Source organism: Arthrobacter sp. KN11-1C (genome assembly GCF_052180225.1).
In the GTDB taxonomy this organism is placed as follows: Bacteria; Actinomycetota; Actinomycetes; order Actinomycetales; family Micrococcaceae; genus Arthrobacter.
The window spans coordinates 1013599-1028190 of sequence record NZ_CP197467.1 but is presented as its reverse complement, the minus strand read 5'-3'; the positions used below and the strand labels follow the sequence as shown (position 1 = coordinate 1028190).

9 protein-coding genes are annotated in these 14592 nt (G+C 62.1%); 2 read left to right on the top strand and 7 right to left on the bottom strand.

What is annotated here, in order from left to right; translation table 11 throughout:
• Positions 1–158: 158 nt before the first annotated feature.
• The 5 genes from fusA to rpoB all read right to left on the bottom strand — a co-directional run bounded on the left by fusA (position 159) and on the right by rpoB (position 11079).
• Positions 159–2273, bottom strand: a complete 2115-nt coding sequence (gene fusA, locus ACSBOX_RS04820; protein WP_442545046.1) for an elongation factor G — start codon at positions 2271–2273, stop codon at positions 159–161.
• 68 nt (positions 2274–2341) lie between these two features.
• Complete coding sequence (rpsG, locus tag ACSBOX_RS04815; RefSeq protein ID WP_059387355.1) at positions 2342–2812, bottom strand: 30S ribosomal protein S7; 471 nt, start codon at positions 2810–2812, stop codon at positions 2342–2344.
• Position 2813: 1 nt separating this feature from the next.
• Positions 2814–3188: a 30S ribosomal protein S12 gene (rpsL, locus tag ACSBOX_RS04810; protein WP_009358312.1), complete on the bottom strand. Its 375-nt coding sequence runs from the start codon at positions 3186–3188 to the stop codon at positions 2814–2816.
• A gap of 381 nt (positions 3189–3569) precedes the next feature.
• Positions 3570–7469, bottom strand: coding sequence for a DNA-directed RNA polymerase subunit beta' (locus ACSBOX_RS04805; RefSeq protein WP_442545045.1), 3900 nt, complete (start codon positions 7467–7469; stop codon positions 3570–3572).
• Positions 7470–7572: 103 nt separating this feature from the next.
• Complete coding sequence (rpoB, locus tag ACSBOX_RS04800; RefSeq protein WP_059387358.1) at positions 7573–11079, bottom strand: DNA-directed RNA polymerase subunit beta; 3507 nt, start codon at positions 11077–11079, stop codon at positions 7573–7575.
• 397 nt (positions 11080–11476) lie between these two features.
• On the opposite strand from rpoB, the gene ACSBOX_RS04795 reads away from it, so the two are divergent.
• Positions 11477–12688 (top strand): acetyl-CoA C-acetyltransferase, encoded by a 1212-nt coding sequence (locus ACSBOX_RS04795; protein ID WP_442545044.1) that lies wholly within the window; start codon positions 11477–11479, stop codon positions 12686–12688.
• A 51-nt stretch (positions 12689–12739) separates the two neighbouring features.
• Positions 12740–13207 (top strand): aminoacyl-tRNA deacylase, encoded by a 468-nt coding sequence (locus ACSBOX_RS04790; protein WP_442545043.1) that lies wholly within the window; start codon positions 12740–12742, stop codon positions 13205–13207.
• Positions 13208–13333: 126 nt separating this feature from the next.
• Here the strand turns inward: ACSBOX_RS04790 and rplL are convergent, their stop codons facing one another.
• Together rplL and rplJ are read right to left on the bottom strand one after the other, a co-directional pair.
• The gene (gene rplL, locus ACSBOX_RS04785; protein WP_442545042.1) at positions 13334–13711 is read right to left on the bottom strand and encodes a 50S ribosomal protein L7/L12; all 378 of its coding nucleotides are present in this window, start codon (positions 13709–13711) and stop codon (positions 13334–13336) included.
• Positions 13712–13786: 75 nt separating this feature from the next.
• The gene (rplJ, locus tag ACSBOX_RS04780) at positions 13787–14392 is read right to left on the bottom strand and encodes a 50S ribosomal protein L10 (RefSeq protein ID WP_078108073.1); all 606 of its coding nucleotides are present in this window, start codon (positions 14390–14392) and stop codon (positions 13787–13789) included.
• Positions 14393–14592: the final 200 nt, after the last annotated feature.

The following is a 14592-nucleotide window of genomic DNA, read 5'->3' as shown; positions in this document are numbered from 1 at the left end:
TGGGGGCTTTGGATTTGGTGAAATTGCAGATTCAGGGACCAATGCTGGTACCTGGAGTCTGTTCGCGCAGGAGCCGGACTGCGGCCTGGGCTACAGCCCGGCGCCTGCACTGAATGCGTTCCCGGAACGGGCCAGCATCCTGGTTTATCCGTCGGTGATTACTCGCCGCGGTTCTTCTGGATGATCTCGTCGGCAACTGCCTTCGGGACCTCGGCGTAGCTGTTGAACGTCATGGAGTACACAGCGCGGCCCTGGGTCTTCGAACGCAGGTCACCGATGTAGCCGAACATGCCGGACAGCGGAACGTGCGCACGGATCACCTTGACGCCAGCGGCATCTTCCATGGACTGCATCTGGCCACGGCGGGAGTTCAGGTCACCGATAACTTCACCCATGTATTCCTCAGGGGTGCGGACCTCAACATCCATCAGCGGTTCGAGCAGAACCGGGTTCGCCTTGCGTGCGGCTTCCTTGAAAGCCATACGGCCGGCGATCTTGAACGCCATTTCCGAGGAGTCAACATCGTGGTACGCGCCGTCAATCAGCGTGGCCTTGATGCCGACAACCGGGTAGCCGGCCAGAACGCCGTCGTTGAGTGCATCCTGGATGCCCGCGTCAACGGACGGGATGTACTCGCGGGGCACGCGGCCACCGGTGACCTTGTTCTCGAACGCGTAGAGCTCGCCGTCGGCGGTGTCCATCGGCTCGATGGCGATCTGGATCTTTGCGAACTGACCCGAACCACCGGTCTGCTTCTTGTGCGTGTAGTCGTGACGCTCTACAGCGCGCTTGATGGTTTCGCGGTAAGCAACCTGCGGCTTGCCGACGTTTGCCTCGACCTTGAATTCGCGGCGCATGCGGTCCACAAGGATGTCCAGGTGGAGCTCGCCCATGCCGGCGATGATGGTCTGACCGGTGTCCTCGTTGAGGGAGACCTGGAAGGTCGGGTCCTCAGCGGAGAGCTTCTGGATGGCCGTGGAGAGCTTCTCCTGGTCACCCTTGGTGTTCGGCTCGATGGCAACCGAGATCACGGGCTCCGGGAAGCTCATGGACTCGAGGACGATCTGGTTGTTGGCGTCGCACAGGGTGTCGCCCGTGGTGGTGTCCTTCAGACCGATCGCTGCGTAGATGTGGCCGGCGGTAGCGCCTTCAACAGGCATTTCCTTGTTGGCGTGCATCTGGAACAGCTTGCCGATGCGCTCCTTCTTGCCCTTGGTGGAGTTGACCACCTGGGCGCCTGCTTCCACGTGACCGGAGTACACGCGGATGAAGGTGAGCTGGCCGAAGAAGGGGTGCGCCGCAATCTTGAACGCCAGGGCCGAGAACGGCTCTTCAGCGGAAGGCTTGCGGGTGAGCTCCTTCTCTTCGTCGCGCGGGTCGTGACCGACCATGGGCGGGACGTCGAGCGGGTTCGGCAGGAAGTCGACAACAGCATCCAGCATCGGCTGTACGCCGCGGTTCTTGAAGGCAGAACCACAGAGAACCGGGTAGAGCTCGGAGTTGATCGTCATCTTGCGGATGCCGGCCTTGAGCTCCTCGAGAGTGAGTTCTTCACCTTCGAGGTACTTCTCCATGAGTTCTTCGGAAGCCTCGGCAACAGTCTCAACGAGCTGCGCACGGTATTCCTCAGCCTTGGCCTGGAGATCAGCGGGGATCTCCTGGACCTCGTACTTGGCACCCATGGTGACGTCACCCTTGGCATCGCCCGGCCACACCAGTGCGCGCATCTCAAGGAGATCCACGACGCCGATGAAGTCGTTCTCTGCACCGATCGGCAGCTGGAGAACCAGCGGCTTGGCGCCGAGGCGGCTGATGATGGTGTCTACGGTGAAGTAGAAGTCAGCACCGAGCTTGTCCATCTTGTTGACGAAGCAGATACGCGGCACGTTGTACTTGTCGGCCTGGCGCCAAACAGTCTCGGACTGCGGCTCAACGCCTTCCTTGCCATCGAAGACGGCAACGGCACCGTCGAGGACGCGCAGCGAGCGCTCGACCTCGACCGTGAAGTCCACGTGGCCCGGGGTGTCGATGATGTTGATCTGGTTCTTGTCCCAGAAGCAGGTCACGGCGGCAGACGTGATGGTGATGCCGCGTTCCTTTTCCTGTTCCATCCAGTCAGTCGTCGAAGCGCCGTCGTGCGTTTCGCCGATCTTGTGGTTCACACCCGTGTAGAACAGGATGCGCTCGGTGGTAGTGGTCTTGCCGGCATCGATGTGGGCCATGATGCCGATGTTGCGGACCTTGCTAAGGTCGGTAAGCACGTCCTGTGCCACGGTGTCTCCCTTTCGGATGGACTACACGTTCGCCGCCAGCTCAAGGAGCCGGCGGCGTACGGGAAGTTTTACCAGCGGTAGTGTGCGAAGGCCTTGTTCGACTCGGCCATCTTGTGGGTGTCTTCGCGACGCTTCACAGCGGCACCGAGACCGTTGGACGCATCCAGGATTTCGTTCTGGAGGCGCTCGGTCATCGTCTTTTCGCGGCGGGCCTTGGAGTAGCCGACCAGCCAGCGGAGAGCGAGGGCGGTGGAGCGGCCCGGCTTGACCTCAACGGGAACCTGGTAGGTTGCGCCACCGACACGGCGGGAGCGGACCTCGAGGGAAGGCTTGACGTTGTCCATGGCCTTCTTGAGGGCGGCGACGGGGTCGCCACCGGACTTGGCGCGTGCACCTTCGAGTGCGCCGTAAACGATGCGCTCTGCGGTGGACTTCTTGCCGTCGATCAGAACCTTGTTGATCAGCTGGGTGACCAACGGGGAACCGTAAACGGGATCGGAAACTAGCGGCCGCTTCGGGGCCGGACCCTTGCGAGGCATATTACTTCTTCTCCATCTTTGCGCCGTAGCGGCTGCGGGCCTGCTTGCGGTTCTTGACACCCTGGGTATCGAGGGCACCACGGACGATCTTGTAACGGACACCCGGGAGGTCCTTCACACGACCACCACGGACCAGCACGATGGAGTGCTCCTGGAGGTTGTGGCCAACACCGGGGATGTAGGCGGTAACTTCAACACCACCGTTGAGGCGCACACGTGCAACCTTACGGAGAGCCGAGTTCGGCTTCTTCGGGGTGGTCGTGTAAACGCGGGTGCAAACACCGCGGCGCATCGGGCTGCCCTTAAGCGCGGGAGCCTTGGTCTTGGAGACCTTCGGCGTGCGGCCCTTGCGGACCAGCTGGTTAATCGTAGGCACTTTCGTGTTCTCCGTTGGTTGATCTCTGCTCCGCGCCCAGGCGCTAGCCTGTGTTTGCGTGAGAGCTTTGGCGTTGTCCCTGCGGCCCTGGTCCGAAGACCCGGTGGGCGTGCAAAAGTGCGGCATTCGTTGCGCACGTAGCCCGCAACCCGGAAACAGGCTCCACCCAGCATCATGAGAACAAAACCGAAATGATGCTGCGGCGGCCTTCATCCACTGCCACACAGAACAATTACCAAAATTCTAGCATGGCTTGATCTAGCGCCTTAATCGGGTGTAAAGGGGCGAACGACGACGGCGGGTGCCGCCCGCCGTCGTCGGGCACCAAACGGGAAGGACCCCGCACTCGCTGAGTGCGGGGTCCTTCCTTTGCGCGACTTCTTAGCGGAAGTCGTTGCCGAGATCGTAGTCGTCCAGCGGGATGGCGTGGAACTCGGGAGCTCCGTCGCCGCCCAGGGCGTCATACGAGAAGTCGGTGAAGGCGCTGGGGCCTGTGAACAGGCTTGCCTTTGCTTCTTCAGTCGGCTCCACGGTGACCTCGGTGTAACGGGGCAGGCCCGTACCGGCCGGGATGAGCTTACCGATGATGACGTTCTCCTTGAGGCCAAGCAGCGGGTCGCTCTTGCCTTCCATGGCCGCCTGCGTCAGAACGCGGGTGGTCTCCTGGAAGGAAGCGGCCGACAGCCAGGACTCGGTTGCCAGAGATGCCTTGGTGATACCCATGAGTTCCGGACGACCGGAAGCCGGGGTACGGCCCTCGGACACCACGCGACGGTTCTCGTCCTCGAAGCGGCTGCGCTCAGCGAGCTCACCCGGAAGGAGATCGGAGTCGCCGGATTCGATGACGGTCACGCGGCGCAGCATCTGACGGACGATGACTTCCACGTGCTTGTCGTGGATGCCGATGCCCTGGCTGCGGTAAACGCCCTGGACCTCGTCCACCAGGAACTTCTGGGCGGCACGCGGACCCATGATGCGCAGAACCTGCTTCGGGTCCACAGGACCGTTGATCAGCTTCTGGCCGACGCTGACGTGCTCGCCATCCTCGATGAGGAGGCGGGAACGGCGCAGCACCGGATAGGCGATCTCCTCGGAACCATCGTCCGGGGTGATGACGAGGCGCATCTGGCGCTCGGACTCTTCGATGGCGATGCGACCGGCTGCTTCAGCAATCGGTGCGACACCCTTCGGAGTACGGGCTTCGAAGAGCTCCTGGATACGGGGCAGACCCTGGGTGATGTCGTCGCCACCGCTGGCGGAGACAGCACCACCGGTGTGGAACGTACGCATGGTCAGCTGGGTACCGGGTTCACCGATGGACTGTGCGGCGATGATGCCGACGGCCTCTCCGATGTCCACGGTCTTGCCGGTGGCCAGCGAACGGCCGTAGCAGAGCGCACAGGTGCCGACCTTGGACTCACAGGTGAGCACGGAACGGACCTTGACCTCGGTGATGCCGGCTGCGAGCAGCTCGGCAATGACGACGTCGCCGCAGTCGGTGCCGGCAGCTGCCAGCACCGCACCCTTGGAGTCGACGACGTCGACGGCGAGGGTACGTGCGTAGGCGCTATTCTCGACGTTCTCGTCAAGGACCAGCTCACCGTTGGAGTCCGGCACTGCGATTGCGGTCATGAGACCACGCTCGGTGCCACAGTCCTCTTCACGGACGATGACGTCCTGCGAAACGTCCACCAGACGACGGGTCAGGTAACCCGAGTTGGCGGTACGCAGCGCGGTATCGGCCAGGCCCTTACGGGCACCGTGCGTGGCGATGAAGTATTCCAGCACCGACAGGCCCTCGCGGTACGAGGACTTGATCGGACGCGGGATGATCTCACCCTTCGGGTTGGCCACAAGACCACGGATACCCGCGATCTGGCGGACCTGCATCCAGTTACCACGTGCACCGGAGGACACCATGCGGTTGATGGTGTTCATCGGGGACAGGCTGTCACGCATCGCCTGGGCGATTTCGTTCGTGGCCTTGTTCCAGATCTCGATCAGTTCCTGGCGACGCTCGTCGTCGTCGATCAGGCCCTTGTCGTACTGGGCCTGGATCTTGGCAGCCATGGTCTCGTAACCGGCCAGGATGGCCGGCTTGGAGGTGGGCACCTCGATGTCGGAGATTGCCACGGTGACGCCCGAGCGGGTTGCCCAGTAGAAACCGGCATCCTTCAGGTTGTCCAGCGTTGCCGCCGTGACAACCTTCGGGTAGCGCTCTGCGAGGTCGTTGACGATCCGGGAAAGCTCGCCCTTGTCTGCAACAGCCTCAACCCACGGGTAGTCCTCCGGCAAGGTCTCGTTGAAGAGAACCTGGCCGAGGGAGGTCTGGACCAGTGCGGTCTGACCCGGCTCCCAACCTTCCGGAGCTTCCCAGCCGGCGTAAGGGACAAAGCCCTCAAGGCGGATCTTGACCTGGGAGTTCAGGTGCAGCTCGCGGGAGTCGTAGGCCATGATGGCTTCCGAAACCGAGGAGAAGATACGGCCTTCGCCTGCGGAACCAACGCGCTTGGTGGTCAGGTGGTACAGACCGATGATCATGTCCTGCGAAGGCAGGGTCACCGGACGGCCATCGGACGGCTTCAAGATGTTGTTGGAGGACAGCATCAGGATGCGGGCTTCAGCCTGGGCTTCTGGGCTCAGCGGCAGGTGGACTGCCATCTGGTCGCCGTCGAAGTCGGCGTTGAAGGCGCCACAAACCAGCGGGTGAAGCTGGATGGCCTTGCCTTCAACAAGCTGCGGCTCGAATGCCTGGATGCCGAGGCGGTGCAGGGTAGGTGCACGGTTGAGCAGCACCGGGTGTTCGGTGATGATCTCTTCCAGCACGTCCCAGACCTGCGGGCGGTAACGCTCGACCATGCGCTTTGCCGACTTGATGTTCTGCGCGTGGTTGAGGTCAACCAGTCGCTTCATCACGAACGGCTTGAAGAGCTCCAGGGCCATCTGCTTGGGCAGACCACACTGGTGCAGCTTCAGCTGCGGGCCGACGACGATGACCGAACGGCCGGAGTAGTCGACGCGCTTGCCGAGCAGGTTCTGGCGGAAACGGCCCTGCTTGCCCTTGAGCATGTCGCTCAGGGACTTCAGCGGACGGTTGCCCGGACCCGTGACGGGACGGCCGCGACGGCCGTTGTCGAAGAGGCTGTCAACAGCTTCCTGAAGCATGCGCTTCTCGTTGTTGACGATGATCTCCGGAGCACCGAGGTCAAGCAGTCGCTTGAGTCGGTTGTTGCGGTTGATCACACGGCGGTAGAGGTCGTTGAGGTCGGAGGTCGCGAAGCGGCCACCGTCCAGCTGGACCATCGGGCGCAGTTCCGGCGGGATCACCGGGACGGCGTCAAGAACCATGCCAAGCGGGCTGTTGTTGGTGGTCAGGAATGCGTTGACGACCTTCAGGCGCTTGAGGGCACGGGTCTTGCGCTGGCCCTTGCCGTTCTGGATGGTGTCGCGCAGGGACTCCGACTCTGCCTGCATGTCGAAGTTCTCAAGACGCTTCTTGATGGCTTCGGCACCCATGGAGCCTTCGAAGTACATGCCGTAGCGGTCGCGCAGTTCGCGGTACAGGCCTTCGTCACCTTCGAGGTCGGCGACCTTGAGGTTCTTGAAGCGGTCCCAGACCTGCTCGAGGCGCTCGATCTCAGCATCCGCGCGCTTGCGGACGTTGGCCATCTGGCGGTCCGCGGAGTCGCGGGCCTTCTTCTTGTCCGCAGCCTTGGCGCCTTCACCTTCGAGGCGGGCAAGCTCGTCCTCAAGGTCGCGGGCGATCGTGGCGATGTCGCTGTCGCGGTTGTCGACGAGCTGCTTCTTCTCGAGGTCATGCTCCACCTGGAGGTTCGGCAGTTCCGCGTGACGGCTCTCGGTGTCGACGCTCGTGATCATGTAGGCAGCGAAGTAGATGACCTTTTCGAGGTCCTTCGGTGCCAGGTCAAGGAGGTAGCCCAAGCGGGAAGGAACACCCTTGAAGTACCAGATGTGCGTGACGGGAGCGGCCAGCTCGATGTGGCCCATGCGCTCGCGGCGCACCTTGGCGCGAGTGACTTCAACGCCACAACGCTCGCAGATGATGCCCTTGAAGCGCACGCGTTTGTACTTGCCGCAGTAGCATTCCCAGTCCCGGGAGGGGCCGAAGATCTTCTCGCAGAAGAGGCCGTCCTTCTCGGGCTTGAGCGTGCGGTAGTTGATGGTTTCCGGCTTCTTGACCTCACCGTAAGACCAGCCGCGGATGTCTTCCGCGGTGGCGAGGCCGATCTGCATGAGGCCGAAGGAGGATTCGCTGGACATATGGTCCCTGTTCTCTCTTGTTCTCTAAATTCTGAAGTCTTGGGTTTACGGAAAGAGGCAGCTGCCTTGGCTGGCGGTCTGCACCGCCAGCCAGAGCTGCTGTTTAGACCTCTTCTACGGAGCTGGGCTCTGCGCGAGACAGATCGATGCCCAGTTCTTCCGCAGCCGTAAAGACTGCGTCATCAGAGTCACGCATTTCGATCGTCGTACCATCCGTGGAAAGGACTTCCACGTTCAGGCACAGCGACTGCATTTCCTTGATCAAGACCTTGAAGGATTCCGGAACGCCAGGCTCGGGGATGTTCTCGCCCTTGACGATGGCTTCGTAGACCTTCACGCGGCCGTGGATATCGTCCGACTTGATCGTCAGCAGTTCCTGGAGGGTGTAGGCAGCGCCGTATGCTTCGAGCGCCCACACTTCCATTTCACCGAAGCGCTGGCCACCGAACTGTGCCTTACCACCCAGCGGCTGCTGCGTGATCATGGAGTACGGGCCGGTGGAGCGCGCGTGGATCTTGTCGTCCACCAGGTGGTGGAGCTTCAGGATGTACATGTAGCCCACGGAGATCGGGTCCGGGAACGGCTCGCCGGAGCGGCCGTCGAACAGACGGGTCTTGCCGGAGGAGTCGATCAGGCGGTCGCCGTCGCGGGTCACGTTGGTGGAATCCAGCAGACCTGTGATTTCCTCTTCGCGTGCACCGTCGAACACCGGGGTGGCAACGGTCGTCTGGCCGGTTTCACGAGGCAGGTTCGGGAGGTTCTTGACCCACTCCGGCTCGCCTTCGATCTTCCAACCGGTCTTCGCAACCCAGCCGAGGTGCGTTTCGAGCACCTGGCCGACGTTCATACGACCAGGAACACCCAGCGGGTTCAGGACGATGTCCACCGGCGTACCGTCGGCAAGGAACGGCATGTCTTCGATCGGGAGGATCTTGGAGATGACGCCCTTGTTACCGTGGCGGCCGGCGAGCTTGTCGCCGTCGGTGATCTTGCGCTTGGCAGCAACGTAGACGCGCACCAGCTGGTTGACGCCCGGGGGCAGCTCGTCGTCGTTGTCGCGGTCGAAGACGCGCACGCCGATGACCGTGCCGGACTCGCCGTGGGGAACCTTCAGGGAGGTGTCGCGCACTTCGCGGGACTTCTCGCCGAAGATCGCACGGAGGAGGCGCTCTTCCGGAGTCAGTTCGGTTTCGCCCTTCGGGGTGACCTTTCCGACCAGGATGTCGCCGGCTTCAACCTCGGCACCGATGTGGATGATGCCGCGCTCGTCAAGTCCTGCGAGGACTTCCTCGGACACGTTGGGGATGTCACGGGTGATTTCCTCGGCACCAAGCTTGGTGTCGCGGGCATCGATCTCGTGCTCCTCGATGTGGATGGAGGAAAGAACATCCTCAGCAACGATGCGCTGCGAGAGGATGATGGCGTCCTCGAAGTTGTGGCCTTCCCAGGACATGAATGCCACGAGAAGGTTCTTGCCGAGGGCGAGTTCACCCTGGTCCGTTGCCGGGCCGTCAGCGATGATGCCGCCGACTTCGAGGCGCTGGCCTTCGTTGACCAGGACACGGTGGTTGTAGCAGTTGCCCTGGTTTGAACGCGCGAACTTGTTGATGCGGTAGCTGGTTTCCGTACCGTCGTCGTTAAGCATGGTGACGAGGTCAGCGGAAACTTCGTTGACGACACCGGCCTTCTTCGCGATGACAACGTCACCGGCGTCGACGGCGGCGGCGCGCTCCATGCCGGTACCCACGAACGGGGCCTCGGAACGGACCAGCGGCACAGCCTGGCGCTGCATGTTGGCACCCATGAGTGCGCGGTTTGCATCGTCATGCTCGAGGAACGGAATCAGGGCGGTAGCCACGGACACCATCTGGCGCGGGGAAACGTCCATGAACTGGACTTCGCCGGCCGGAACCAGGACGGGCTCGCCTCCACCACCACGGGCACGGACAAGCACGGTCTCTTCCGCGAACTTCTTGTCTGCATCCAGCGGAGCGTTGGCCTGTGCGATCAGGACCTCGGCTTCGTCGTCGGCGGTGAGGTACTGGACCTCATCGGAAACGACGCCCTCGGACACCAGGCGGTACGGAGTCTCGATGAAACCGAACGGGTTGATGCGGCCGTAGGAAGCCAACGAACCGATCAGGCCGATGTTCGGGCCTTCAGGAGTTTCAATGGGGCACATACGTCCGTAGTGGGACGGGTGAACGTCTCGGACTTCCATGCCTGCGCGGTCACGGGACAGCCCACCCGGGCCAAGAGCCGACAGGCGGCGCTTGTGGGTCAGACCCGACAACGGGTTGTTCTGGTCCATGAACTGCGACAGCTGGGAAGTTCCGAAGAACTCCTTGATGGCTGCCACGACAGGGCGGATGTTGATCAGGGTCTGCGGCGTGATCGCTTCGACGTCCTGCGTGGTCATGCGTTCGCGGACGACGCGCTCCATGCGGGACAGGCCGGTGCGGACCTGGTTTTCGATCAGTTCGCCGACGGCGCGGATGCGACGGTTGCCGAAGTGGTCGATGTCATCGATCTCGACGCGGAGCTCGTGGTCTTCGCCATCGCGCTTGCCCATGAGGGTCTTCTCGCCGGCGTGAAGCGCGACGAGGAACTTGATCATGGCCACGATGTCTTCAACGTGCAGGACCGAAGCTTCCTTGTCGCCAAGGGAGCGGTCGATGCCGAGCTTGCGGTTGATCTTGTAACGGCCAACCTTGGCCAAGTCGTAGCGCTTGGCATTGAAGTACAGGTTGTCCAGCAGGGACTGGGCAGCCTCGACGGTGGGCGGCTCGCCCGGACGCAGCTTGCGGTAGATGTCCAGCAGGGCGTCTTCGCGGGTTTCGGTGGCGTCCTTCTCCAGCGTTGCGCGCATGGAGTCGTACTGGCCGAACTCTTCGAGGATCTGGCCTTCGGTCCAGCCAAGGGCCTTCAGCAGAACGGTGACCGACTGCTTGCGCTTGCGGTCGAGGCGTACGCCGACCTGGTCGCGCTTGTCGATTTCGAGCTCGAACCATGCACCGCGGGACGGGATGATCTTTGCAGTGAAGATGTCCTTGTCACTGGTCTTGTCGGCGGTGCGCTCAAAGTAGGCGCCCGGCGAACGGACCAGCTGGGAGACGACGACACGCTCGGTGCCGTTGACAACGAACGTTCCCTTCTCGGTCATGAGAGGGAAATCGCCCATGAACACGGTCTGCTGCTTGATTTCACCCGTGTTGTTGTTCATGAACTCGGCCTTGACATACAGCGGTGCCGAGTAAGTGGCGTCACGGTCCTTGCATTCGGCCATGGTGTACTTCGGATCAGCGAACTCCGGCTCGGAGAAGCTCAGGGACATAGTGCCCTGGAAGTCCTCGATGGGGGAGATCTCTTCGAAGATGTCGGCAAGTCCAGAGGTGGTGGCGACGCTCAGGTCGCCTTCCTCGACGGCCTTCGCAACCCGCGACTGCCAGCGTTCGTTTCCGACCAGCCAGTCAAAGCTGTCTGTCTGCAGGGCAAGCAGATTCGGAACGTCCAGCGGTTCGTGAATCTTTGCGAATGAGAGCCGGCGAGTTGCACCATCGGTGCTTGCCGTATTAGCGGTTTCGTTATTAGAGGTGCTCGAGGCGACCAAGAGGGATCCTTCCACAGACCTTCAGGCGTTTTCAGATCTCCCCCGCTTGCACCCTGCAGATTGAATCCGCAGTGTACCTTTCCGGTTCCGCTATATGACCCGGGACCCCCGCTGGCCAAGACCATGCTCGTTCTAAACGGCACGTCGATGGCGCAGCTGAGAGGTAAAGCCCACCGCTATATGAAGGCTGAAGGTTAACAGGGAAGACGCAAATATCCACAATACGGCAAATCAACCCACCTGTCTACCCCACATCTCGCCTGAATGCAAGCACCGTTGCTGCAGGCACCTATGCGGGCTGGGTGGGTGGAATGTTGTTCCGGGCTCCATCGTTGAATGGAGAGGTGATGTACCCCACGGTAACCTAGGCTCACCACCCTTGATCGGAAGAGAGAAAATGAGCACCCCCTCAGAAACAGCGGACAACAACAACGACGTTGTCATCCTTTCCGCCAGCCGTACCCCACAGGGACGGTTGAACGGGCAACTGGCCGGGCTCACCGCCGTCGAGCTCGGCGCTCACGCCATTTCAGGCGCCATTGCAGCAAGCGGACTCACCGCGGACAAAGTGGACGCAGTGATTATGGGGCAGGTCCTGCAGGCGGGCGCCGGCCAGAACCCGGCACGGCAAAGCGCCATCGCCGCCGGAATCGGCTGGAACATCCCGGCGGTCACCATCAACAAGGTCTGCCTCTCAGGGCTGACTGCCGTGATCGATGCAGCGCGCATGATCCGCAGCGGCGATGCCGCCGTCGTGGTTGCCGGTGGCCAGGAATCGATGAGCCGCGCACCCCACCTGTTGCCGGGTTCGAGGCAAGGGTGGAGCTACGGCGCGATCCAGGCCCTCGACGTCGCGGCCCACGACGGGCTCACCGACGCGTTCGACGGCCAGTCAATGGGCCTGTCCACCGAAATCAAGAACCTCTCGCTTGGCATCGACCGCCGGTCCCAGGATGAAGTGGCCGCCGCTTCGCACCAGCGTGCAGCCGCGGCTGCCGGTCAAGGAGTGTTCGACGGCGAGATCACGCCCATCAGCGTCAAACAGCGCAAGGGAGAACCCTTGGTGCTGACAAGCGACGAAGGCGTACGCCCCCAGACCACGCTTGAGACCCTGGCCCCATTGAAGGGCGCCTTTGCGACCGACGGAACCATCACCGCGGGCAACTCCTCTCCCCTGTCCGACGGCGCCTCCGCACTCGTGCTCACGAGCCGACGCTTCGCCGAGGAGAACGGCCTGGATTACCTCGCCGTCGTCGGGAAACCCGGCCAAGTAGCGGGACCTGACAACAGCCTGCACTCGCAGCCTTCCAACGCGATACGGCACGCGCTGGACCGGGCGGGGTGGACAACGGCCGATCTGGACTTCATCGAGATCAACGAAGCCTTCGGCTCGGTGGCAGTGCAGTCCTTGAAGGATCTGGACTATCCCTTGGAGAAGTGCAATATCCATGGCGGCGCAATTGCGATCGGGCACCCGATTGGGGCCTCAGGGGCACGGCTTGCCCTTCACGCGGCCCACGAGCTGAAGCGGCGCGGCAAGGGCAAAGCGGCGGTGGCACTCTGTGGTGGCGGCGGCCAGGGCGAAGCCCTGCTGCTCTACCGCGACTAGGATTCGGCGACTTCGGAAGCGGGAATAGCCATGAACGGAAAGGGTGCATGAATGCGGGGCACTGAGCGATTCCTCGCCGACGCGGCCAACCGCGGACTTGAGGTCCAACTCGTAGAGCGGGCTGCGGCAGGCAGCCTTAATGAAGCTGCCCGCATCATGGGGATCACACCGGCCGACATCGTGAAGTCGCTAGTGGTCAAGCACCGGGATGGCACGTTCTTGTTTGCGTTGGTTCCCGGTGACCGGCAGATCTCCTGGCCCAAGTTGCGCGCCCTGCTGGGAGTCAACAAGCTGTCCATGCCCTCCGCCGAGGTCGCTTTCGAGGCAACCGGCTATGAGCGCGGCACCATCACGCCGCTGGGAAGTACGACGCCCTGGCCGGTTTACGCCGATGCCAGCATCACCGGACGCCGGATCTCCATGGGCGCAGGCGAACACGGATTCAGCGCGTTCGTGAAGGCCGACGAGCTGGCCGCTGCACTGCAGGCCGTCGTGGCCGACATCAGCGACCCCCTCTGAGCGCAACGCGGGGTCACTTACGGCCCATTGGGTGCCGCTGGATGGGCCGTAAGTGACCCCGCGTTGCCCTTAAATGCAGGAAGCCCCGCCTGGACGAATCCGGACAGGGCTCCCTGAAAAGCCGAGTTACTTGACAGTAACCGAGGCACCGGCAGCTTCGAGCTGCTCCTTGGCCTTCTCTGCAGCTTCCTTGGTGGCGCCTTCGAGGACAGCCTTCGGTGCGCTGTCAACCAGGTCCTTGGCTTCCTTGAGGCCGAGGGAGGTGATGGCGCGAACTTCCTTGATCACGGCGATCTTCTTTTCGCCGGCACCTTCGAGGATGACATCAAATTCGGTCTTCTCTTCGGCTTCTTCGCCAGCGCCGCCCGCAGCCGGGCCTGCAACTGCAACAGCAGCAGCAGTAACTTCGAAGGTCTCTTCGAAGAGCTTGACGAACTCGGAGAGCTCGATGATGGTCAGTTCCTTGAAAGCTTCAATGAGCTCTTCGTTGCTGAGCTTCGCCATGTTTGGCGTCCTTCCTTTAGGTGGTGCTGCCGCGGACGTCGTCCGCTGCTGCACCGCAGTTTGAATGGGGAGAACTTAGTTCTCTTCGGTTGCTGCTTCAGCGGCTTCAGCCGGAGCGGCAGCCTCTTCTGCAGCAGCCTCGGCGGGAGCCTCTTCGGCAGCCGGTGCTTCTTCAGCGGCCGGTGCTACAGCGCCGCCCTCTTCTTCAAGCTTGAGGCGCAGAGCGTCAATGATGCGTGCAGCCGCGGCAGCAGGTGCCTTGAGGATGCCTGCAACCTTGGCGAGCTGCAGCTCACGGGACTCGAGGGCTGCCAGTGCGGCAACCTCTGCTGCGTTCAGTGCCTTGCCTTCGAAGTAGCCGGTCTTGATGACCAGCTGCTTGTTGGCCTTGGCAAAGTCCGTCAGGCTCTTGGCGGCAGCAACCGCGTCACCCTTGATGAATGCGATTGCAGTGGGGCCGGCGAGCTGACCGTCGAATGCTTCGACACCAGCTTCCTTGGCTGCAATGGCGGTCAGGGTGTTCTTGACGACCGAGAACTTGGTGTCCAGGCCGAGAGAAACACGCAGCTGCTTGAGCTGTGCAACAGAGAGCCCGCGGTATTCGGTCAGGACAGCGGCGTTCGATTCCTTGAAATCGTTGGTGATCTCAGCTACTGCGGAGATCTTGCTTGGCGTTGCCATAACCCTCCTTCCGGGGAATAAAGCCGGTTTTCCGGGTCCCCGCTCAAAAGAGCTGCAACTAAAAAACGCCCCGCGCAGATGCACGGGGCTTGGCTCAACACGATCCAATGATCATGGAGATTTGCTTCGTTCACCTGCGCCGGCCGCCCTTTGTCAGGGTCCTTCGTCAAGGAAACCACTTGGTTCTTCCGCACATAGCT

What these genes read in the sequence shown, in the direction of transcription:
- rpsG (WP_059387355.1), bottom strand. Translation starts at nt 2,812, where the DNA reads ATGCCTCGCAAGGGTCCGGCCCCGAAGCGGCCGCTAGTTTCCGATCCC.
- ACSBOX_RS04805 (WP_442545045.1), bottom strand. Translation starts at nt 7,469, where the DNA reads ATGTCCAGCGAATCCTCCTTCGGCCTCATGCAGATCGGCCTCGCCACC.
- ACSBOX_RS04795 (WP_442545044.1), top strand. Translation starts at nt 11,477, where the DNA reads ATGAGCACCCCCTCAGAAACAGCGGACAACAACAACGACGTTGTCATC.
- ACSBOX_RS04790 (WP_442545043.1), top strand. Translation starts at nt 12,740, where the DNA reads ATGCGGGGCACTGAGCGATTCCTCGCCGACGCGGCCAACCGCGGACTT.
- rplL (WP_442545042.1), bottom strand. Translation starts at nt 13,711, where the DNA reads ATGGCGAAGCTCAGCAACGAAGAGCTCATTGAAGCTTTCAAGGAACTG.
- rplJ (WP_078108073.1), bottom strand. Translation starts at nt 14,392, where the DNA reads ATGGCAACGCCAAGCAAGATCTCCGCAGTAGCTGAGATCACCAACGAT.